This window comes from Collinsella aerofaciens (assembly GCF_015555045.1).
Lineage (GTDB): Bacteria > Actinomycetota > Coriobacteriia > Coriobacteriales > Coriobacteriaceae > Collinsella > Collinsella aerofaciens_W.
Map to the genome: position 1 here is coordinate 1 of NZ_JADNJQ010000020.1, position 23,053 is coordinate 23,053.

Genomic DNA, 23,053 nt, shown 5'->3' on the forward strand with positions numbered 1-23,053 from the left:
CGACGGGAAACGAAAAAGCCCGGTTTAAAACCGGGCTCGAACAAACACGCCTATTGACAATGGCTTTCTCATATTAAAGGGGTCGCCGCCGCTAAGGCGTTGACCCCTTAATCCAAGCAACGGCGCTGCCCAGCTTTCCAGAACTTGGGCTGCCGTCGACACTATTCTACCCACGAATGACATTTTGGACAATCGGTAATGCCGCTCTAAAAGCCTGGCACAACCGGCACAACCTAGGCGGTCGCTGGATGTGACAAAGAGGCTGCCCCTTCGTCACATTCCAAATATTGCCTTTACGTGTTGATGCACACGGTGTGCAATAATACTCGCACTGTGCAATAGCGCACAGGTTGAGTAACAAGGAGGACGCTTGTCCCAGCTCGAAAAATGCGACCGCCGGTCCCTTCGCTCGCAGCGTGCCCTTCGCCAGGCACTTGCCAGCGAGCTTGCCGAAAGCGGCGACCTTTCGCGCATTAATGTCGCGTCGCTCACCGAGCGCGCTGGCCTTACGCGCCGCACGTTCTATTCGCACTACCGCGATATCCCCGACTTTATCAATCAAATCGAGGACGGCTTGCTGGCCGAGATCCGTGAGCGCATTGAGCTCATCACCGCAGCTCAATTACCCGATCTTTACCGCAACATCGACGAGCTCGAGCCGGCACCCGGTTCGGTTGAGCTGCTTCGCTATCTTGCGGCCAATCGCGACCTTATCGGGGCCCTGCTGGGCCCGGGCGGCGACCCCGCCTTCATTAAGCGGATCATCGACACCGCACGTGAGGCTGTGGTGCCGCGTGCGCAGACGGGCATTTTGGGCCTGGCGCTGGGCACGTTCTTTGACTACTACGTCACCTACGTCGTGAGTGCCGAGGTCGGCCTGATTCAGCGCTGGTTTGAGCGTGGGCTCACCGAATCGCCCGAGGCCATGGCGCGTATTATGACGGTTATCGCTTTTGTACGCCCTGGTGACCTGTATGGCCAACCCATCGATATCAACGTGCCGGAATACGGCATGAAGCTATTGAATCTGCAGCTCGAGGACGCGGTCGACAGCACCGCAACCGTCGAGTCCAACAACTAAGAGGAGAGACAATGAGCAAACTCGTCGAGGGCATTAAAGACCGTGTGGTTGCTGCCGCACGCGAGGCCGCGCCCGCCGTGGTGGACGCCGCGCAGAAGGCCGCGACTGCCGCTGCCGAGAAGGTCGCCGAGGCGGTTGCCGAGGCCAAGAACGCGGCAGGGGAGACGTCCATCGCTAGCGAGCCCGCCACCGCCGCTGAGCCCGTAGCTGTCACCGCCGTCCACGCCCCCGAAGGCGCGATCTTCAACCCCGAGGCCGCCCGCGGCAACCTGCACCTGGGCATCGACGTGGGCTCCACCACCGTTAAACTTGCCGTGCTCAACGACGACAACCAGATCGTCTACGCCAAGTACCAGCGCCACCACACCGACGTCCGTGCCTGCGCCCGCGACCTGTTCGAGGGCGCTGCGACCGTGCTGCCGACGGCCCAGATGACCTGCGCCATCACCGGCTCGGGCGGCCTTCTGCTGTCCCAGTGGCTCGACCTGGAGTTTGTCCAGGAGGTCATCGCCAGTAAGCGTGCCGTCGAGACCCTCATCCCGGCCACCGATGTCGCTATCGAGCTGGGCGGCGAGGACGCCAAGATCATCTACTTCGATAACGGCATCGAGCAGCGCATGAACGGCACCTGCGCCGGCGGCACGGGTGCGTTCATCGACCAGATGGCAACCCTGCTCCACACCGACGCCAGCGGCCTCAACGAGCTCGCGGCCAACGCCACCACCATCTATCCCATCGCCAGCCGCTGCGGCGTTTTTGCCAAGACCGACGTGCAGCCGCTGCTCAACGAGGGCGCCCGCCCCGAGGACGTGGCCGCCTCCATCTTCCAGGCTGTCGTGACCCAGACCATCTCGGGCCTGGCGTGCGGCCGTCCCATCCGCGGCAACGTCGCCTTCCTGGGCGGCCCGCTGCAGTATCTCTCCGAGCTGCGCCACCGCTTCTACCTCACGCTCAATCTGGACGAGGAGCACCGTATCGTGCCCCAAAACGCTCACCTGTTTGTGGCGAGCGGCGCCGCCATGGCGCACGAGTCCAACAAGCTCAGCACGTTCCCGCAGCTCATCGGGGCCATCGATGCCCTGGGTGACACGCAGGGTGCCGAGGTCGAGCGTCTGGATCCGCTCTTTGCCACCGACGAGGACTTTGCCGAGTTCAAGACCCGCCACGACACCGAGGTCGTCCCCAAGGGCAAGCTCGAAGGCTACACCGGACGCGTGTTCATCGGCATCGACGCCGGCTCCACCACCATGAAGGCCGCGCTCGTGGGCGAGGACGGTCAGCTGCTGCACACCTGGTACGGCAACAACAACGGCGACATCCTAGGCACGGCCAAGGTCATCATGGCCGATTTCTACAACCACATCCCCGCGGGCTGCACCATCGGCCACGTGACCACCACGGGCTACGGTGAGGCGCTGCTCATCGAGGCCCTCAAGGCCGATTCCGGCGAGATCGAGACCGTCGCGCACCTGCGCGGCGCCAAGGCGTTCCTGCCCGGCGTCGAGTTCATTCTGGACATTGGCGGCCAGGACATGAAGTGCCTGCGCGTCAAGGACGGCGTCATCGAGCACATCATGCTCAACGAGGCCTGCTCGTCGGGTTGCGGTAGCTTTATCGAGAGCTTCGCCGTCTCTATGAACATGGACGTGCACGCGTTCGCCAACGCCGCCATCCATGCCAAAGCCCCGGTCGACCTGGGAAGTCGCTGCACGGTCTTTATGAACTCGCGCGTCAAGCAGGCGCAAAAGGAAGGCGCCACGGTGGGCGACATCGCCGCCGGCCTGTCCTATTCCGTCATCAAGAATGCCCTGTTCAAGGTCATTAAGCTGCGCGATCCCAAGGAGATCGGCAGCCAGGTAATCGTCCAGGGCGGCACCTTTATGTCCGATGCCACGCTGCGCGCGTTTGAGCAGCTCACCGGCGTTCATGCCGTGCGCCCCGACATCGCCGGCTGCATGGGCGCCTACGGTGCGGCCCTGCTCGCCCGCGATCGCGCCGGCGCCGACGGCACCTCGACCATTCTTTCGGCTGAGGACATCGCGCACCTCACCGTGACGCAAAAGCATGTCCGCTGCGGCCGTTGCTCCAACAACTGCCAGCTCACCGTCAACGACTTTGGCGGCGGTAGGCGCTTCATTACCGGCAACCGCTGCGAGAAGGGCGCCGGCCACAAAAAGCAGAAGACCGAGGCCCCCAACCTCTTCAAAAAGAAAAACGAGCTGCTCTTTAACCGCGAGGTCCTGAGCCCCGACGAGGCCCCGCGCGGCACCGTCGGCATCCCGCGCGCGCTCAACATGTACGAGAACTACCCCTTCTGGCACGCGTTCTTTACGCGCCTGGGCTTTAGCGTGCAGCTGTCCGACCAGTCGAGCAAGAAGACCTACCAGGCGGGCATCGAGTCCATGCCGTCCGAGAGCGTATGCTATCCGGCCAAGATGAGCCACGGCCACGTGATGAACCTCATCGACCGCGATGTCGACTTCATTTGGATGCCGTGCGTGCGTTGGGAGCGCAAGGAGGATCCGACGGCTGGCAACTGCTATAACTGCCCCATCGTCATGAGCTACCCCACGGCGCTGGCGCTCAATATTGACGAGATCCGCGAGCAGAACATCGAGTTCCTGTATCCGTTTGTGCCGTATCACGACAAGACCGAGCTCAAGCGCCGCCTGTACCAGGTGCTCGCCGTCGACCGTGTGGCCGATGCTGAGGCCGGTCGCGGTCGCGTGCGCGGTCCCAAGATCACGCGCTCCGAGGTCGATACCGCCGTCAACGCTGCTTTTGAGGCCGACGCGCGCTTCCACGAGGATATCCAGACCATGGGCGAGGAGGCTCTCAAGTGGGTCGAGGACCACGGCGGTCACGGCATCGTGCTCGCCGGTCGTCCCTACCATAACGACCCCGAGATCAACCATGCCCTGCCCGAGCTTATCTCGAGCTTTGGCTTTGCGGTCTTTACCGAGGATTCGCTCGCGCATCTGGTGAAGCCCGAGCGTCCGATTCGCGTCGTCGATCAGTGGATGTATCACAGCCGCCTGTACGCCGTCGCCCGTTTTGTGACGATGCGCAACGACCTGGACCTGATCCAGCTCAACTCCTTCGGCTGCGGCCTGGACGCTCTGACCACCGACCAGGTGCAGGAGATTCTGGAGGCCAGCGGCAAGATCTACACCGTGCTCAAGATCGACGAGGTGTCCAACCTGGGCGCCGCGCGCATCCGCATCCGCTCGCTCATGGCCGCGCTTAAGGACCAGGAGGCCGAGCGCCTGGCCGAGGCCACGGCCGCGGGCGAGGCCTACGAGCAGGGCGACGCCGCGCCGGTGGCGCCCTCCACGGATGCCCCCGCGTTCGCGAGCCGCAAGTACACGTTCGAAGCGCAGCGTGAGAGCGCATCGACCGCGTGGCCCAAGGTGCCCTTTACCGAGCAGATGCGCGAGGAGGGCTACACCATCCTGTGCCCGCAGATGGCGCCGATCCACTTTGACCTGGTCAAAGAGGTATTCCGCGGTGCCGGCTACAACCTGGAGCTGCTGCCCTCGACCGACCATGACGCCGTCGAGGCGGGCCTGCGCTACGTGAACAATGACATCTGCTATCCGTCGATTCTGGTGACGGGCCAGATTATGGAGGCCATCGAGAGCGGTCGGTACGATCTGTCCAAGACGGCTGTGGTCATCAGCCAGACCGGCGGCGGCTGCCGTGCCACCAACTACATCGCGCTCATCCGCAAGGCTCTGCGTGAGAGCGGCCACCCCGAGATTCCGGTGATCTCGCTTTCGGCCGTGGCGCTCGGCGAGGACAACCCTGGCTTTAAGATTACGCCGGCTCTGCTCAAGCAGGCGGTCTACGCGGTGCTCTTTGGCGACGTGATGATGCAGATGCTCTACCGCTGCCGCCCGTACGAGGCCACGCCCGGCGCCGCCAACGTGCTCTACGAGGAGTACATGGCGCGCGCCCGCAAACTGGCGCCCAAGTTCAACCGCCACAACTACACCAAGCTGTGCCGCGAGGCCATCCGCGCGTTCGACACCATGCCGCTTGCGGGCGAGGGCACCAAGCCGCGCGTGGGCGTGGTCGGCGAGATCCTGGTCAAGTTCCACCCCACAGCCAACAACCACGTGGTCGATGTCATCGAGCGCGAGGGCTGCGAGGCCGTAGTGCCGGGCCTGCTCGACTTCTTCCTGTACTCCATGAGCAACGCCGAGCTGCAGAAGGACGAGCTGGGAAGCTCTGCTACCACGCGTGCGGGCATGCAGGCGCTCATCAAGCTGGTGGACTGGATGCGCACGCCGGTGGAAGAGATGCTCGAGAAGTCCCGCCGCTTTGAGGCGCCCGAGCGCATCGGCACCATGGCCGATAAGGCCCGCACGGTGCTTTCGGTGTGCAACAACATGGGCGAAGGCTGGCTGCTCACGGCCGAGATGCTCGACTTGATCGATCATGGCGCACCCAATATCATCTGCACGCAGCCCTTCGCGTGCCTGCCCAACCATGTGGTGGGCAAGGCCGTGATCAAGGAACTGCGCCGCCAGCACCCCGAGAGCAATATCGTCGCGGTGGACTACGACCCCGGTGCGTCCGAGGTCAACCAGCTCAACCGGATTAAGCTTATGATCAGCGTGGCCAAGGAGAACATGCGCGCCGGTAAGGGCTTTAAGCTCGAGAAGGTGGCGCCGCTCGCGATGGACGAGGTCACCGGCCAGATGCGTGCCCACGACGGCTGTGTGAGCTGCGGGCCGGTCGACGAGAGTGCCGTGGCGTCGGTCGCCAAGCGCCTGGGACGCGGCATTAAGAAGTAGCTGGCCTGCTATGGGCTAGATATGAGGCAAGCGGGTGGTAGCCATACCGGCTACTACCCGTTTTTTGCTGGACATATGTTGCGCAAATGACCTTGCTACAGCCTTCCGTGGGCTCGCCCGATTTCTGGGCTGGCTCGGGCTTTGAAGACAAGTTATTGCAGGCCCAGGGCGATTTCTCGCTCAATGCAGGCCGGCACAGCGTGACCTATCTGCCAAACGACGAGACGACCGCCACGGTCTGCCCATCGCCACCTACGAGATGGAAGCCGAAAAGTACATCTACCGCGTGTACAAGTACGAGCTGTAGGGCCGCGCTTAGGTTTGACCAATGGAGTATGAAAACACGCCGTTCGCCGATGCCCCCTCCGCGAGTGGCAGCCATATGGTTTGATGTCAGAAACATATAGTTGTCGCCAGCCTGCTGGCGACGTTCCCCCTGATATCGGAGGTTCCAGGTATGTTTCACGCTCCGTTAAACAACTATCGGTTGGGCTAACATGGGTCGCCGTGCTATTTCGATAACCCTTGCAGTGATCTGTCTAGCTGTGCTCCTAGGCGCTACAGGGCTGTTTGCTATAAGCCGAGAAACGTCCTACATGCAGAAATGCGCTTCCGAAGGTTTTGCCATTGACGGTTACTATCGGGACGACAAGACGAGTCTGGAAACCCTGGCCTTTCTTGAAGAGGATAACCATCGGTGGCAACTGGTCGACAAAGACGGCAGCTGCGTTGACGGGCAGTTTAAGCGTACGGATGACCCCAACATCCTGACATTAAAGAAGGAAAACGGCGAAGAATTCGGTACGGTCCACGTGGCGTATATGTCACGCCGACGCGAGCAGGGCCAGCTCTATCTATTTAGAGATAGCAAAGTGACCCGATTTTATCTGGTGAGCACCAAACCTGCGTTTACGGTGGAGTCTGGCGATGTCGATTCGGACAGTTGATTCACGGCAATAAAAAAGCGAGCGGGGCGCGGGTGTGAACTGCACCCCGCTATTTGCTCGTGTCCGTATCGCGCCTGCGCCTCGTCGTAACTTGCGTCCGTGCGAGCATTCATCCCGCGCTCTGCATCACTTCACGTCAAATTCCACGCGATCGAGCTCGGGCACATTGAGGTCGATGAGCTTGCGGGCGACGTGACGGTCGTGTGCCCCAAGCGCCTCGCCTGTCGTCACATGGGCGACAATCTCGCGCTCGACGATGCCTTCCTCGTCACCTTCGGTAGCCGAGGTCTCGACGGCGACGGTGTAATCCTTAAAGCCTGGCAGCACCGCGGCAAGTTCGCGCGTAGTTTCGGTGACACCGTAGCCGTCCTGCACGCCGGTCTGCGCCGAGCCAATGGACCCCGCCGTCATAACGATGCAGGGGATGGCAAAGATGGCCGTTCCCACGATGATGCGGCGGCGCACTTTGCGTGACAGCTCGTCGACCTCGGTGTCTTCCTCAGCGGTCACAATACCGTCGCCGTTCAGGTCGCGCTTGAGCGGCACGCGCAGAAGAAGCAGCACGGCTTCGGCGGCCAGTGCGATAAAGACCACGTTGATGCCAAACTCGTAGAGCGCCGAGAGAAACAGCGACCCGCTTGCGATGGCGATGCCATAGCCCGCCGCGCACAGGGGCGGCATGAGCGCGGTCGCCACGGCCACGCCGGCGATGAGCGTGGCGGGTTCCTGGTCGCGCGAGTTGCCCAGGCCACCCGCAAAGCCGCCCGCGAGCGCGACGGCAAGGTCCCATATGGTGGGTGTCGAGTTGTCGATGATGGCCGCCGTGGTGGTGCCAAGGGGCGAGAGCTTAAAGTACAGCGTGGACGTGACCAGGCAAAAGACCATCTGCAGTGCGAGGCTGGCAATGGCCTCGACGGTGATCTCGCGGTCGAGCGTTGCAATACCGTATGCCATGGCAAGGACCGAGCCCATAAGCGGGCAGATGAGCATGGCGCCCACGATGGCAATGTCCGAATCGATATCGAGGCCGATGCTTGCGATGAGCATGGCGATGATGAGGATACACAGGTGAGAGCCAGTCAGACGCGCCCCGTTTACAAAACGCTTGCGGATCACGTGATAGGGCGCGCGTCCCTCGCGAATGTTGAACGCGCGCTTTAAAAAGCGACCAGCCTGCTCGGCAGCCTCACTATGGGCAGGGCGGATGCCGTGGCGCCGGTGATGGCGTTCGCGTAGTCGCTTGATCTGTTGTTTGTCGAGTTCCATGTCCACCTCGTTCCAGCGCGGTCCGCGCAACGCGCCCGTTGTCCTAACTCTACACCGTGGCGGGCGGGGTGTCTGTTGGATGCGGAATCCGATAGGGCGGATGACGCGGGAGCAAATGCAAATCACAGGCTCAATTCCATCCCGCGAGAATATGATGCACCAGTTCCTTCAAATGTGACGAAACTGTGAAGCACGAGAGCGTGAATTTCAAAAAATACGCTGGTCGCCAATGTTGCGCAACAGAATTCAAAAATCGACAGCTACCGTTTGATACGTATGGATACATCCGTGTCAAAGGGAGAAAGCCATGGCAAACTACAGTCCACAACACTTTGAGCCTCGGGCCAAGACTGTCAACGTCAAGGGCGTTGCTAACCGCGCCGTCGCAACCGTTTTGACGGCGGGCCTCATCGCTCAGCCGCTCATGTCGCCGCTGGCGGCAATCGCCGCACCGTCAACCGATAACGGCGATTCTGTTCAGGGGGGGGGTAGTTCTGTAGAGAATACCGTTGCCGCCGGTAACCAAGCGGTCGTAAAGACGGCTGCCCAGCTGGCCGAGGAGTCGGCAAAACAGCTCAAGGACGCTCAGGCCGCCTACGATGCCGCCCAGAAGAAGGCCGACGCGGCGGGCCAGTCTCAAAAGCAGGCACAGCAGCAAAAGAATCAGGCCTCGCAGGCCGTGACCGATAACGCCGCCGAGCAGAACGAGGCCGAGGTAGCCGCGCTTCAGGAGAAGATCGATGAGCTTAAGGCAGCCGTCGAAAAGACCGAGCAGCAGCAGAAGAAGCTGGGCGACCTGAACGATCAGCTCGAACAGGCCAACAAGAGTGTCGAGGATAAGACCCAGGCGCTCAAGGACGCCAAGGCAAAGCAGGATGAGGCCAAGAAGGCCCTCGATGATGCCCAGGCCAAGCTCGAGGCCATGGGTATGGACGAGTACGAGGCCGCCAAGAAGGCCGTCGAGGACGCACAGGCAAAGCTCGATGACGCCAATAAGGTCGTTGCTACTGCACAGGCCAATCTGGACCAGGCCAAGGCTGCCGAGGCCAGCGCCCAGCAGGAAAAGCAGAATACCGAGGCAGCTTTGACGACTGCCCAGGCCAAGAAGCAGGAGACTGCCGCTGCTCTCGCAGCCGCAACCACCGCGCGCGATAACGCCCAGCAGAAGTTCAACCAGGCGCAGGCCGCGCTCGATGCTGCCGTCTCGGGTACGGGTGTTGACCTGAGTGCGCTTGAGGCCGCCATGAACGCTGCTGCTGGTGAGCTCAAGACCGCGCAGACGGAGCTCAATGCCGCGACGGATGCCGACGCTACCGCCCAGGCGAACCTGCAGGCGGCCCAGAATACCGCCACCGCCGCGCAGGAGAAGGCCAACGCCGCCAACGCTGCCGTGGCATCTGCCCAGTCTGCATACGATGCGGCAAACAAGGAGTACAAGGACGCGGCCAGTAAGCGTGACGCCGCGAAGACGGCATACGAGCAGGCCCAGCAGACCGAGGCCGACAAGAAGGCTGAGTACGACCGACTCGTCGAGATTCGTCAGCAGAAGAGCAACGAGTTCGATCAGGCTCGTGCTGAAGTAACCGACGCGCACAATGCATACGACGCCGCAAACGCCGAGGTCGAGAAGCTTAACCAGCAGATTGCCGACCTCAAGTCGAACATGACCGTAGACCAGAATGTCATCAACCAGGGTATGTTCGGCTTCATGAACTACATCATCGGCGGCAGCCAGTTCACGGCCACGCAGAAAAAGAATGCCCAGGAAGCCGCATCGATGCTGACCGGTGCCGCTGACAAGGCCGAATGGTATGACAAGTACGTCGATCAGGACATGTCTCGCGACACCAATCCGCTTTCCTTGGAGCAGATGCGCAACGCCCTGACCTACCTCGATACCCAGAACAACCTCCGCAAGGCGAACGGTCAGTCGGAGCTCAGCGTCAGCCTCCGCATGACTGCGGCAGCCGCACTTAATACATCATATTCATCGAACATCTGGGGACACTCGAACTGCTATTTCGATCAAGGTGAGAACCTTGCGGGCGGCGGCGGAGCATACACCGGAGGCGAAACCGAGGATACCCTCGGCTGGCCATATACCGGTCTCTACACCCAGGAGAAAGAGGCATTCGATAAGTACGTTGCACAGTATGGCGACGAACTCGGCAGCCACCGATATGATTCCTACTATATCTACCAGCACTACAACAGCATCTACCATGAGTGCGGACACTATCTCAATATCATCGATGCCGGTGCGAAGGCTATCGGCATCGCAACTGGTAGCGGTAAGAACACCGATTCCGAGGTAACCATTTTCGACTATAGTGGAAGCACGGGGCAGAAGGACTTTACTGTCTCCGAGTTCAAGAAGCTCGTCACCGACTATATCGATTCTGCTTACAATGCAGGCGGCACTCAGGAGCAGAAGGAGCAGCTGAAGCAGCTACAGAATAAGCTGGCGGAGGCGCAGAAGAACTTCGGGACTGCCGGAACGGCTTATTCTGACGCATTGGATAAGCAAGAAAGCTCTCGCGACGCCTATACCGCGGCCGACACGAACATGAACACCGCCAAGGGCGAGTATGAGAAGGCTAAGTCCGGTACCGCCGCCGCGAAGACGGCATACGACGCCGCGAAGGACGCACTCGGCGGAATCGACATCGAGTCCCTCAAGCAGAACCTCGATGCCGCCAAGGCCGAGGCCGCTACTGCCCAGGCGGCTCTCGATAAGGCAAACGCCACGCTTGCTGGCAGTAAGACGAAGGCAGCCGAGGCCGCTGCTCACAAGGCGAAGGCTCGCAGCGCCCGCGATGCCGCCAAGGCAAAGTCCGAACAGGCCAATGAGGCGTATGACAACGCTACCGCTTCGGTCAAGGACCTTGCCGCCAAGTGCGATGCCGCCAAGACGGATCTTGCGAACAAGCAGGGCACGCTTAACGATGCCAAGAAGGCCGACGACACTGCCCAGGCTGGCGTTGACAAGGCTCAGGCCGCAGATGTGCACGCCGCGACCGCTCTTTCGGGCGCCAAGCAGGCAGTTGCCGCCAAGACGCAGACCCTGTCCGACGCACAGGCGAAGGCCAAGGCTGCCGAGGGCGAACTGGCCGGCGCAAACAAGGCCTTCGAGCGCTTCGCTGGAGCCCAGAAGGCGGTCGACGACGCCAAGGCCGCCTATGACGCCGCCGTCGCCGGTGTCGCCGATGCCCAGAAGCAGCTCGAGGCCGCCAACGAAGCCGTCGTCGATGCGACCTTCGAGATCGTCGAGGCCAAGGCCGAGCTTGCCAACGACGAGGCGCTCAAGGCCGATCTTGAGGCTGTCGACCACAAGGCATCCCTTGCCGCGGGCACGACGGGCAACGAGAAGCTGGTCAAGCTGAACGCTGCCTACGCTCGCTATAAGGCCGCCGTCGATGCCGCCGCTGGCCTCAAGGCTGCTCTGAGCGATGCCGATGCCAAGCTGTCCGATGCCAACGACGCCTATGCCGCCGCGCTTGCCGAGCTCGGAGATGCCAAGGATGCCCTGGCTGCCGCTCAGGCCGAGTACGACAAGTATCATCCCAAGGCTGAGCCGCAGGCCAAGCCTCAGGTTGCGCAGGCTGCTGCAAAGGCCCCCGTTGCCAAGAAACAGGCTGCGCCTGCCGCGCTCGCCCAGACTGGCGACAATTCCGCGCTTGCGGGCGAGGTGTTCGTCATCGGCGGTGTGACGCTCGTGGCAGCGGGCGTGACGCTGGGCGATCGTCGTCGCAAGCAGATGTAGCGTTTCGAGCGTAGATTCTGCAACGAACTTCGGTTCATAGCAGGAACGCTTCGATAGCTTAACCGATAAGGCCGGCGCGCTGTTAAACGCAGCGCGCCGGCCTTTCTTTGTTTCGATATCAAAAAGCCCGGTCAGCAGCCGCAGAAGCTACCGACCGGGCAAGCCGTAGGCAATATGGTTGCTGTCGAGCAGCTGCTCGACTTAGCCCAGCAGGCTTAAGCCCACGGAGACAAACGCCAGGATAACGCCGACGATGGACTCGCCGCCGAGCAGGCCGCTGGCAACGACCAGACCCTGTTCCTGGAAGGCGGCGTCCTTGGCAGCTCTCTCCTCGTCGGAAAGACCAGCGGTGGCGTCGCGGTGGGCGGACCACTTGTCGTAGGCGAGCTTGACGCAGGAGCCCAGGAATGCCGTGAGTGACATGTAGAACGGCAGGTACACGCCCAGGCCGATCATCATGGCCGGAATGCCGAGCCAGTACATGACGATGCCGGCGATAAAGCCGCCAACGAACCACGGCACGCTCGGGATGCCCGAGACCATGGTGGCGACGACGCTTGCCTGCGCGGCAACAAAGCTCTTGTCGGGGCCAAAGGCGTCCGGGCCATAGGCGGTGACGAGCGCGACCATGACGGCTGCGGCGACCAGGGCGCCCACGATGCCGCCGATGGCTTGGCCGATCCATTGCGCACGCGGGTTGGTGCCCAGCACGGCGCCGGCCTTAAAGTCGTTCATGACGTCGCCCGCAAGGCCGCACGCCACGGCAACGATGCCGGCGATAAAGAACAGCTTGACCTGAGCGATCTGTGCGAAGGCAGCCACGATGAGCATAACGATGAGGCCAAAGATTTCCATGGGGTCGATACCCGTCTGGCCGCAGCTCTGCGCGCTCATGATGGTGGTGACAAAGGTGAACAACGTGACGATGACGGCCGGAACGGGGCCAAGGTCGAGCGCGATGGCAACGATTACGGCGATGGCGGCAGCGCCCAGGCCGATGATGCCGGCGTCGAGCTTAAGAGAGCCCGAGATAAGCGACTGCTCGTCGGTGTCGGTGGAGCTGTCGGCGGCAAGACCGCGGACGATACCGGCGACCTGCGGCAGGATGTCCTTGAGGACGACGGCGACGCCAAAGCCCATCATAAGACCCATACCGAGGGATTTGACGATACCCTGCGCGGTCACAATATCGAACAGGCCAGCAGCGGTGCCGCCAACGATGATGCCAAAGTTGCCCAGCAGCGCGCCGGCAAACCAGAAGGCGACGGGGGCGAAGCCCACGAGGAAGCCGATGGACAGCAGCATGGGCGAGTTGTAGATGGCAAAGGTCACGCCGGGGATATTGAGCGTGCACAGCATACTGGGCACCACGCCCAGGGCGTCGCGCAGCACGCTGTAGATGCCTGCGATGGCCATGGAGCCAAAGAGCTGCTTACCGGTCTTGCCGCCGGCCTCGGTAGCACGTAGAGTCTGGGCAGCGGCGTTGCCGGTGGGGAACTCCAGCGCGGCGTCCACGATAAAGTGACGGTGGATGAGCGCTGTCGCTAGAAGGCCCAAGATGGTGCCGGCGAGCGCCACGATAAACATGTCGAGCCAGCTGATCTGGTCGGCATAGCCCAACATCCAGGCGCCCGGGATGGTAAACGCCAGGCCGCCGGCGACCATGGCGCCCGCAGACATGATGGTGTGGGTGACGTTGGCCTCGTTGAGGCTGGCGTTGCCCATGAGCTTAAGGAAGAACAGCGAAATGACGGCAGCGAAAATGATCGGCCAGGGGAGGGCGCCCATCTTGAGGGCGGTATAGGCCGAGCTTGCCGTGATGATCACGCAGCCAAGGGCGCCGATGACGACGCCGCGCAGCGTGAGTTGACCGCGCATCGAGGTGCGGTTCGAGGGATTGCTCATATAGAACTCCTTTGCGTATATCCGCTTCCCCCGGGAGCGCCGCTACGGATACGGCGCGGGAAGTCGGGTTACCAAGGGCCGCCGCGTGAGCTCGCAAACGACCGCGCACCAGTATAGCCGCAAGCTAGTCATTTTGGGATGACTGGTTTAGGTAGGCGATATACTGCTGGGCAGACGAAAGGAGCGCCGACGATGCTTAATGGGTGCGCATATATATTGACGGTCGACGTGGGCAACACGTCCATTCGCTTTGGCCTGTTTGCCGAGGATTCGGCCGCGGCACAGGAATGTCCGCTTGCGACGTGCGAGATCACGACGCCGTCGAGCACCACAGCCGACGAGGCGCGCATGCGTCTCGTGCAGGTCATGGCTGCACTGGCGGCCGATGCGGGCATGCCGGGCGCGCTTGTGCCCGCGGCTGCTGTGCTGAGCTGCGTGGTCCCGGCGCTCGAGCGCCCGTGGAAAGCGGCGCTTTCCCGCACCTGCACGGGGCGCGTGCTCACGGTGGGGCCGGGACTTAAGACCGGCATGCCCGTGCACTACGACGATCCGGCCGAGATTGGTCCCGACCGCATCGCCGACGCCGTGGCGGCCCGTGCCGTCTACGGCTCTCCGTGCATCGTGATTGACCTGGGCACCACGACCAATATCGAGGTCATCGACGCGCGCGGTACCTTTGTGGGCGGCGTCATCGCGCCGGGTCTGGCGCTTGGCGCCCGTTCGCTTTCGGCGGCCGCGGCGCGTTTGCCTCAGGTCGAGCCCTCGGCGCCCACGCATGTGATCGGCCGCAACACGCGCGAGGCTATGCGCTCGGGCGTGGTCTTGGGCGAGGTGGCCCGCATCGACGGCATGCTCGACATGGTGCTCGCCGAGATGCGCGCGACCAAGGCCGCGGGGGAGGGCGACGTGCCCATCGTCATTACCGGCGACGACGCCGAGGCGCTCGCGTTGCTGGTCGGCCATAGCCTGACGGTTGACGACGCGCTGACGTTGCGGGGTCTCGCCGAGCTCTACCGCATCAACCAAAAGCCCCGCCGCGTGTAAAGGTGAGGGCGCCGGTGGGACAAACGCCTCCACCTTTCACCTGCTACAATGGGTCAAACTATTGCGATTACGGAGGTGTCTGCCATGTCGGACGATCTTCATCAAACTTCGTCAGGCAAGCGCCTGGACGTCATTAGCTGGGACGAGTTCTTTATGAGCGTGGCCATCGCCGCGCAGCGCCGCAGCAAGGACCCCAACACGCAGGTGGGTGCGTGCATCGCCAACACCAACCACCGCATCCTTTCGGTGGGTTACAACGGCACACCCTCGGCACTCAACGATGACTTTTTCCCGTGGGGAACGAGCGACGACCCGCTGCAGGACAAGCACAACTACGTGGTGCATGCCGAGGCAAACGCCGTGCTCAACTACCGCGGCTCGCTCAAAGACCTCGAGGGTTCCACGGTCTACGTCACGCTGTTCCCGTGCCACGACTGCGCCAAGATCCTGGCGCAGGTGGGCGTGGGCGAGGTCGTCTACCTGGACAATAAGTATGCCGACACCGATGACGGCCGTATCAGCCGCCGCATTCTCGACTCCTGCGGCATCAGCTACCGCCAGGTCATCGTCGATGTTCAGATTGGTACCGGGGGACAAGCTCAGCAGTAGTGCGTGCCAACGCCAGCTGGCGGCAAAACAGCCAAAAGAGCCCCGTCCCAAATTGACTACTCGTGAAAGTCGCGTCTGCGCGCATGGACGGCTCGTGAGCGGGTACATGGCTGTAGTAACATAGCTTCTGTCCGCGGGCGCGCCCGCGTTATTGTGAGAAAGGAGCCCCTGTGGCTGTTAACGAAGAGCTGCTTAAGAAGGTTCTTGAAGAGATTCGCCCCAACCTGCAGGCCGACGGCGGCGACATGGAGTATATAGGCGTTGATGACGAGGGCGTCGTCAAGCTGGAGCTTCAGGGCGCCTGTGCCGGTTGTCCCATGAGCGCCCTGACGCTTTCCATGGGCATCGAGCGTATCCTCAAGGAGCACGTGCCCGGCGTTACGCGTGTCGAGCAGGTCAATGCCTCCGGCGAGACCGATGACCTGTACGACGAGTATGCGCCGTTCTAAGAAGTGAAAGCTGCGGGCGATATGCTCCGCATAGACGTCACGCCCGAATATGCGGCTGCGAGCGCAAGGCCCGCGGCCGCATTTGTATGTAGGGAGCAGGGGGACCGATATGCTCAACGACCTCTACCATATGCTTGATCCCGTCGCCATCTCGGCGGGGCCCATCACCATCTACTGGTACGGCTTGGCCTATGTGGTCGGAGCTCTGCTCACGGCGGTCGTCATGTACCGCACGCAGCGCCGTTGGGGTTTTGACATTACGGTCGACGACCTGACGAGTGTCGTGGTCGGCGTGGTCTTTGGCCTTATCATTGGCGCCCGCCTGTTCTACGTCATCTTTTACGGCGACGGCTACTACTGGGCGCATCCGCTCGAGATCTTTGCTACCAATGAAGGCGGCATGAGCTTCCATGGCGGCCTGGTGGGCGGCATCATCGGCGGCGTGCTCGTGTGCCGCATGTACAAGCTCGACGCCTGGACCATCGCCGACCTTGCCGTTATCGGTGCTCCGCTGGCCTTATGTCTGGGACGCTGCGCCAACTTTGTCAACGGCGAGCTGTGGGGCAAGCCGACCGATCTGCCCTGGGGCGTGATCTTTGGCGGCACCGCGGGCGATATGCCGCGTCATCCTTCCCAGCTCTATGAGGCATTCCTAGAGGGCGTCGTGCTCTTCTGTATTTTGCAGGTGCTCAGCCGCAAAAAGCCGCTGCTGCCCCAGGGTACGTTTATGGGCGTGTTCGTGATGGGGTACGGCATCGTCCGCTTTCTCGTTGAGTTCGTGCGCGTGCCCGATGCCCAGCTGGGTTATCTGCTGGGGGGCGTCATCACCATGGGCCAGCTGCTGAGCCTGCCACTCGTGATTGCCGGTCTGGCGCTCATCATCTTCGCCCGACACCGCAATCGTCCCCAGCGCATCTACCTCGACGCCTAACCAAGACCACCACAAAGGGGACAGGCACCTTTGTGGTGGTCTTGCCGAGTTTGATAGGTTTCTAGAAAGGCTTTCGGACTGTGAAGGATTCCGACCTCTCCACAACGGCTGCGCGCGACGCTGCCCGCATCGTCTGGTTTAAGCGCTACCCCGCCAAGCAGACGCTCATCGCATTTTTGCTCGCGCTGTTGGCGACCACGGCGTTTTCCATCGATCCTGCCCCGGTGTCGAGCAACGCAGTCTTGGCGATTGACCCCAAAGCCTCGGGCATGCTGTACGTGTGCTACGAGGTGCTCCTCTCGTTTGCCGGCCATACCGACGCGGTCATGCTGCTTGCGCTTGCCTGCCTGCTCACCTTGCCGTTTCGCTACGTGTTCTTTGGCCGTGGCGACACCTGGCGTCCATCGATCATTCTGCCGTCGCTGTTCTTCGCCATCTGCATGGTGTTCGGCCGCAGCTACGATCTCACCGACTCGGCCGAGATTGTCCTTGGCGACAAAGCCCGCATCATCTGCGCCTGGATTGGCGGCGCGGGCTGGATGCTCTTGGCGGTCGTTGCCTTCTACCTTGCCTTTGAGTGTCTAGATTGGCTGAGCTCTCGGCGCATTCCGTTTTCCGAGGCGCACTTTGGCCGCGTATGGCGTGTGACTCACGCCGTGCTCTCGGTCCATCCCTTTGCCGGGCCCTTCCTGGTGCTTATGGTCGCCTGGGCGCCCACGCTCATCGCTTCGCTGCCCGGCCTTTTTATGGGAGATACGGGTGCGCAGATTCGCCAGTGGTTCAACTACCCCAACGGCACGAGTGACTACCTGCGTCTGCTCAATCCCAATGTGTTGCTCAACGGACATCATCCCGTGGTGCACACGGCTATCATCGGTTCGTGCGTCCAGCTGGGGCTTTCACTGTTCAACAGCGCCAACGCAGGTCTTGCCATCTACACCTGCGCTCAGTTCGTCATTACGGCCGCCTGCATGGCCTATTCCATCTCGTCGCTGCGCAAGCTGGGCGTGAGCCTGCCGGTCCGCGGCGTGATCTTGCTGTTCTTTGTGTTTATGCCGATGTTCTCTAACTACGCGGCGTTGCTCACCAAAGACGTGCTCTTTGCCGACGCGTTCTTGGTGCTGCTGGTACAGACCGTCAAGCTCGTGGCATGTGGCTTGCCCCGTCGTGATGCCAATGTCGAGCGAACGGGCGAGAAAGCCCCCGTGCTCTTTGCGCGCCACGACTGGCTGCTGCTTGCTCTGGGCGCCATGGGCTCCACGTTTCTGCGTAACGGCGGCCTGGTGTTTCCCCTGGCGGCATGCGTAATCGCGGCGGCGCTTTGCGCATGGGACGTGCATGTGGCTCGTCGTGCAGCCAAGCAGGCTGGTGCTGCGCCTTCGGGCGCCACCCCGCGTTTCCGCTGGGTGGGAGTTCTTGCGGTGCTTGCGCTCTGCCTTGCCTCTAATATGTACTTCACCAAGGTCTTTATGCCGGCACACGACATCACGCCTGGTTCCAAGCGCGAAATCCTCTCGATTCCGTTCCAGCAGACGGCTCGTTTTGTCCAAAAGCACGACGGCCTCAACTCGGGCGTCAACCCCACGGTTAAGGAGGACGGCACCATCGTGGAGGCTCCTTGCGACGGCTTGGTGACCGACGAAGAGCGTGCCGTGATCGACCGTGTGCTCAAGTACGAGAATCTGGGGCGCCGTTACAACCCGGATAAGTCGGACGCCGTCAAAAATTGCTTTAACGAGTACGCCTCGCAGGAGGACATCAAGGCTTATTTTGAGGTGTGGGCCCAGATGTTCAAAAAGGATCCCGAGTGCTATATCTCGGCGCTCATCAATAACTACTACGGCTACTTTTATCCGAGCGCCCGCGATGCGTGGGTCTACAGCACGGCGCGCAGTGCCGAGATTATGGCGAAGCCCGATAACCTCAAGTACTTTGACTTCCATCCGGTCGATAGCAAGGTCGTGCGCTGGTGCGACCACCTGATCAACCTGTATCGCGTGGCAGTACAACGCATCCCGTTTATCTCGCTCACCATGAGCTCGGCCACCTATGTGTGGATCATGATCGCCGTGGTGCTCTATCTGCTACGTCGTCATTCGTGGCGCGGGCTGGCCATTTGGGTGCCGCTGCTGGGCGTGCTCGCCGTGTGCCTGATCGGTCCCTGCAATGGCTCGACCTACATGCGCTACCTGTATCCGGTCATCGCCTGCATGCCCTTTGCCATCGGCGCCACCATCACCCGCAGCGACCTCCTCTGGTCCTAATTTGGTGCATTGGGGTCAGGTTGCTTTGCACCAAAGGGTGGCATCATCACGACGCCTTCATTTTGGGGTTTATCTCGCAGGCCAGTAGGTATATCATAACGACGTTTGTTTATATTGCCCGAGCATCTGCGCTGGGCTTTAGGTCGAAACCGATAGGAGACACGTATGTCCGGACACTCTAAGTGGGCCACAACCAAGCATCGTAAGGGCGCGCAGGACGCCAAGCGTTCCGCCCTCTTCTCCAAGCTGAGCCGCAACATCACCGTTGCTGCCCGTCTCGGCGGTGACCCGCTGCCCGAGAACAACGCCAGCCTCGCCGCTGCCGTTGCCAAGGCCAAGGCTCAGTCCATGCCCAAGGACAAGATCAAGTCCGCTATCGACAAGGCTTTTGGTTCGGGTGCCGACGCTGCCGTCTACGAGAACATCGTGTACGAGGGCTACGGCCCCGCCGGTGTCGCCGTCTACGTTGACTGCCTGACCGACAACCGCAACCGCACCGCCGCTGATGTCCGTTCCGCCTTCTCCCACGCTGGTGGCAACCTGGGCACCTCCGGCTCCGTCGCCTTCCAGTTTGAGCGCAAGGGCCAGATCGTTGTTGCCAAGGAGATCCTGGACGAGAACGCCAAGAAGGAGACCATGATCGCCAACGGTGCTGCCGGTGACGAGGATGAGTTCATGATGGCCATCGCCGAGGCCGGTGGCGAGGACTACGAGGATGCCGGCGAGGAGTGGATCGTCTGGACTACTGCTAACGAGGTCATGGCTGTCTCCAAGGCGCTCGAGGAGCAGGGCGTCCAGGTCAAGGGCTCCGAGACCACCATGGTCCCGACCACCCCGACCGAGGTCTCCGGCGCCGACGCCAAGAAGGTTCAGCGCCTCATCGACCGTCTTGAGGAGCTCGACGACGTCCAGGATGTTTACAGCACCATGGACATGACCGACGAGGTCATCGCTGCCCTCGAGGAGGAGTAGCGCCCGCACGGGTTAAGCCGTGCATATCTGGGCATAATGAAGCGAGCATGCAAGCCTCGTGGAATAGATGAGCCGGATCCGCGTGCGTAGAGCACCGGACCCGGCTCTTTTATAATGATGCGAACCGTTTTGTATTTCGAGTGCCGAGATTTGAAGGGAGCGCCACGTGCGCGTACTCAAACGAGCCCTAGCGATTGTGTATCTTGCCGCCGCCATCGTGGCGCTGGGTACGCTTGTCTGCCAGTTTTGGGGGCCGTATACGTATCGCTTTATGCTGCTGATGCGCGACCCCATGCCGCGCATTGTCGTGACGGCATGCGGCGGAGTTGTGGCGATCGGCGTGCTGGTAAGCTTCTTCCGCCTGATGTTTGCTCGTCGCGAGCCGTCCTGTGTGCATCCGGCGGGGGAGCGCAATATCGAGGTCACGCTCGCGGCGCTTTCTTCGTGCGCTCGCACTGCGGCAGAGCGCGACGATCGCGTGATGGTCGAGCATGTCGAGGCCCGCGTCCAAGGCTCCGACGATTCGCACGTCCGATTTAAGGTCGAGGCTATCGCGCTTGACGATAAGGACGTGGCATCTCTGGCTACTGCGATGCAGCGGCGCATCGAGGAAGCTTGCGACACCATGCTTGGCACGCCGGGCACGACCGCACGCGTTCGTTTTTTGCCGTCCAAGACTACCGTCCAGACCGTGGAGGTTTCCGGTGAGTGATACCAATCAAGACAAGACCGCTCGTACGCCGCGCCTGACGATTGACCAGAGCGCCACGCCGGCGAACGAACCTGTTGATTCCAAAGCAGAGGCAACCGAGTTACAAGACGCGGCAGCCGCGGATTTTGACGAGGCTATGGGTCTCATCAAGGGTACGGGCGCTGCCATCTGGAGCTATGCCGTGCGTCATCCCAACACCACGCTTGGCGCCGTCGCTGGCTTTATCCTCGCCGTGTTGGTGCTCACGTTGGGCCTGTGGGACACGCTCGTCATTGCATTCTTCGTGCTGATCGGCGCCGTGATCGGCCAAATTCGCGACGGCGAAAACGGGATCGTCAACTTCTTCGGCCGTCTGTTTAGCGGTCGCTAATATGTATTCGACTGTCGCATCCGCGGCAGGCATAAGGAGGAACCATGGCTTTTAATACGAAGGTCGATGTAGCCGATACCGAGCTCGAGGCAGACGAGACCGTCGCCGCCGAGGCGGAGGACGTAACGCTCGAGGACGAGGCGCTCGTCGAGGCCGAGTCCGATGCGGGCGAGGACAACGAGGAGATGGACGAGGAGGCGGACGAGTCCGAGGACTCGCTGACCTATTCCAACGGCGTGATCGAGAAGATTGTCGCCATGACCACCCGCGAGGTGCCGCACGTTCTGGGCATGAAGGGTAACCTTATGCACTTTGTGCAGGAGCAGTTTGGTGCCGAGAATCTGACCAAGGGCGTGACGGTCGAGGTCACCGATGACAATCGCGTGGTCGTCAACATCTCCGTCATTATCGAGTACGGTGCCTATGCGCCCGCGATCTTCGACGATGTCAAGGCACGTGTCACCGAGCGCCTTGCCGCGATGACCGGCCTTGAGGTGGCGGGCGTCAACCTGCGTATCGAGGACGTCATCACCCCCGAGGAGTACGAGCACCGCACCAGCCAGCACGAATAACCTTCCAAAAAGGGACAGGTTTGTTTTGGCAGGTTTTATCTGCGAAAACGTTAAACGGCCGACCGCGCAAGCAAAAGCGTGGCCGGCCGTTATTTGTATGCCCCCCCGATGTAGGCATACCGCTCGTCTAACTAGGGGTTGCAATCGTCGCGTTCCGCGTTACCCTAATGGGCGCATTGTTTCCAAATTGTTAACGAGGGGTTGCCGTAATGGCTGACGAGCACGAAACAGAAAGCAAGGCATGGGCGATTGAGGCCGCCGCGGCAGAGGCGGCATCGCGTGCTGCCGAAGAGGTGCATCGTCCTCCCGTAGTGCCGATGGAGCGCGTGGTTGATCGCACCGATATCGAGCGCGGCGAGCGTGCCGGCCAAAAGCGCAGCCAGGAGCCGGGCTTCCCGCGCTTTTTTGCCGAGCTCAATCTGGGCCTGATTCTTACGGCCTTTGCCATCGTTGCGTTTAAAACCCCTAATCACTTTGCTTTTGGCGGCACCTCGGGCGTGTCGGTCATTCTGTCCACGCTGTTCCCGACCCTGCCCGTCGGCGTCTTTATGTGGATTATCAACGCGGTTCTCGTCGTTTTGGGCTTTATCTTTTTGGAACGCAAGGCGATTCTTTGGAGTGTCTTCGCCTCGTTTGCGCTGTCCGCCTATGTTTCGCTGTTTGAGCTCTTTATTCCGACCGATGTCTCGATGACGGGCGATATGTGGCTCGACCTGTGCTTTGCCGTCATCTTGCCGGCGCTCGGCAGCGCTATTGTCTTTGACATCGGCGCCTCGACGGGTGGCACGGACATTCTTGCCATGATCCTCAAGCGCCGCACCACGCTCGAGATTGGCCGCGCCCTGCTGCTGGTCGATATCGGTATCGTGACCATCGCGGCCTTTTTGTATGGCCCGCGTGTCGGTCTGTATTGCGTGCTCGGCCTGTTTGCCAAGACGCTTGTGGTCGACAAGGCCATCGAGAGCATCCATCTTCGTAAGGTCTGCACGGTCATTTGCTCCGAACCCCTTAAGGTCGAGGAGTTTATCGTCAAGCATCTCAACCGCACGGCGACCATCAGCCGCGGCTACGGTGCCTTCTCGGGCAAGTGCGTGACGGTGATCATGAGCGTGCTGAGCCGTCGCGAGGCCGTGCAGCTGCGCCGTTATGCGCGCGAGGTCGATCCGGGTGCCTTTATCACGATCGTCGACAGCTCCGAGATTGTCGGCAAGGGCTTCCGCGGAACGAACTAGCACAGACGTATTCAACGAACCGCCTGCTGGCGCCGTGTATCTTGCAAATCGGTCATCTTTGAGTATTTGACCCCACATTGGGCAATAATGATGCTAAAGACATCGTTTGCGATCCAAGTGATTTGTTCAAGATACGA

General features: G+C 61.3%; 16 protein-coding genes. 14 read left to right on the plus strand and 2 right to left on the minus strand.

Features of this window, described 5'->3' with window-relative positions; translation table 11 throughout:
• Window positions 1-370 precede the first annotated feature (370 nt).
• The 3 genes from I2E45_RS07310 to I2E45_RS07320 all read left to right on the plus strand — a co-directional run bounded on the left by I2E45_RS07310 (window position 371) and on the right by I2E45_RS07320 (window position 6,827).
• Window positions 371-1,081 (plus strand): TetR/AcrR family transcriptional regulator, encoded by a 711-nt coding sequence (locus tag I2E45_RS07310; protein WP_195445327.1) that lies wholly within the window; start codon window positions 371-373, stop codon window positions 1,079-1,081.
• Between the two features lie 11 nt (window positions 1,082-1,092).
• A complete protein-coding gene (locus tag I2E45_RS07315) occupies window positions 1,093-5,880 on the plus strand; it encodes a 2-hydroxyacyl-CoA dehydratase (RefSeq protein ID WP_195445329.1) in 4,788 nt (1,595 codons plus the stop codon).
• A 596-nt stretch (window positions 5,881-6,476) separates the two neighbouring features.
• Window positions 6,477-6,827 carry a hypothetical protein gene (locus tag I2E45_RS07320; RefSeq protein WP_195445331.1) on the plus strand — a complete coding sequence of 117 codons (351 nt, stop codon included), beginning with the start codon at window positions 6,477-6,479 and terminating at the stop codon, window positions 6,825-6,827.
• A gap of 126 nt (window positions 6,828-6,953) precedes the next feature.
• On the opposite strand, the gene I2E45_RS07325 is transcribed toward I2E45_RS07320, so the two are convergent.
• Window positions 6,954-8,093, minus strand: a complete 1,140-nt coding sequence (locus I2E45_RS07325; RefSeq protein WP_195445333.1) for a DUF389 domain-containing protein — start codon at window positions 8,091-8,093, stop codon at window positions 6,954-6,956.
• Window positions 8,094-8,400: 307 nt separating this feature from the next.
• Here I2E45_RS07325 and I2E45_RS07330 point away from each other — a divergent pair, with 307 nt between their 5' ends.
• A complete protein-coding gene (locus I2E45_RS07330) occupies window positions 8,401-11,856 on the plus strand; it encodes a CAP domain-containing protein (protein WP_195445335.1) in 3,456 nt (1,151 codons plus the stop codon).
• Window positions 11,857-12,057: 201 nt separating this feature from the next.
• Here the strand turns inward: I2E45_RS07330 and I2E45_RS07335 are convergent, their stop codons facing one another.
• Window positions 12,058-13,761 (minus strand): OPT/YSL family transporter, encoded by a 1,704-nt coding sequence (locus I2E45_RS07335; protein WP_195445337.1) that lies wholly within the window; start codon window positions 13,759-13,761, stop codon window positions 12,058-12,060.
• Between the two features lie 192 nt (window positions 13,762-13,953).
• Here I2E45_RS07335 and I2E45_RS07340 point away from each other — a divergent pair, with 192 nt between their 5' ends.
• The 10 genes from I2E45_RS07340 to I2E45_RS07385 all read left to right on the plus strand — a co-directional run bounded on the left by I2E45_RS07340 (window position 13,954) and on the right by I2E45_RS07385 (window position 22,916).
• On the plus strand, window positions 13,954-14,805 hold the full coding sequence (locus I2E45_RS07340) for a type III pantothenate kinase (protein WP_195445339.1): 852 nt from the start codon (window positions 13,954-13,956) through the stop codon (window positions 14,803-14,805).
• Between the two features lie 84 nt (window positions 14,806-14,889).
• Complete coding sequence (locus tag I2E45_RS07345; protein WP_195445341.1) at window positions 14,890-15,414, plus strand: deoxycytidylate deaminase; 525 nt, start codon at window positions 14,890-14,892, stop codon at window positions 15,412-15,414.
• Between the two features lie 170 nt (window positions 15,415-15,584).
• The gene (locus I2E45_RS07350) at window positions 15,585-15,863 is read left to right on the plus strand and encodes a NifU family protein (RefSeq protein ID WP_022094472.1); all 279 of its coding nucleotides are present in this window, start codon (window positions 15,585-15,587) and stop codon (window positions 15,861-15,863) included.
• 109 nt (window positions 15,864-15,972) lie between these two features.
• Window positions 15,973-16,794, plus strand: coding sequence for a prolipoprotein diacylglyceryl transferase (lgt, locus tag I2E45_RS07355; RefSeq protein ID WP_195445343.1), 822 nt, complete (start codon window positions 15,973-15,975; stop codon window positions 16,792-16,794).
• Window positions 16,795-16,874: 80 nt separating this feature from the next.
• Window positions 16,875-19,058 carry a DUF6020 family protein gene (locus I2E45_RS07360; RefSeq protein ID WP_271742276.1) on the plus strand — a complete coding sequence of 728 codons (2,184 nt, stop codon included), beginning with the start codon at window positions 16,875-16,877 and terminating at the stop codon, window positions 19,056-19,058.
• A 165-nt stretch (window positions 19,059-19,223) separates the two neighbouring features.
• Window positions 19,224-20,030, plus strand: coding sequence for a YebC/PmpR family DNA-binding transcriptional regulator (locus tag I2E45_RS07365; protein WP_006234926.1), 807 nt, complete (start codon window positions 19,224-19,226; stop codon window positions 20,028-20,030).
• A 166-nt stretch (window positions 20,031-20,196) separates the two neighbouring features.
• Window positions 20,197-20,742, plus strand: coding sequence for an Asp23/Gls24 family envelope stress response protein (locus I2E45_RS07370; RefSeq protein ID WP_195445345.1), 546 nt, complete (start codon window positions 20,197-20,199; stop codon window positions 20,740-20,742).
• The gene (locus I2E45_RS07375; protein WP_233540326.1) at window positions 20,735-21,112 is read left to right on the plus strand and encodes a DUF2273 domain-containing protein; all 378 of its coding nucleotides are present in this window, start codon (window positions 20,735-20,737) and stop codon (window positions 21,110-21,112) included. Before I2E45_RS07370 ends, I2E45_RS07375 begins: the two co-directional genes overlap by 8 nt.
• Window positions 21,113-21,156: 44 nt before the next feature.
• Window positions 21,157-21,684, plus strand: coding sequence for an Asp23/Gls24 family envelope stress response protein (locus I2E45_RS07380; protein ID WP_195445347.1), 528 nt, complete (start codon window positions 21,157-21,159; stop codon window positions 21,682-21,684).
• A gap of 209 nt (window positions 21,685-21,893) precedes the next feature.
• A complete protein-coding gene (locus I2E45_RS07385; RefSeq protein ID WP_117821081.1) occupies window positions 21,894-22,916 on the plus strand; it encodes a YitT family protein in 1,023 nt (340 codons plus the stop codon).
• Window positions 22,917-23,053 lie beyond the last annotated feature (137 nt).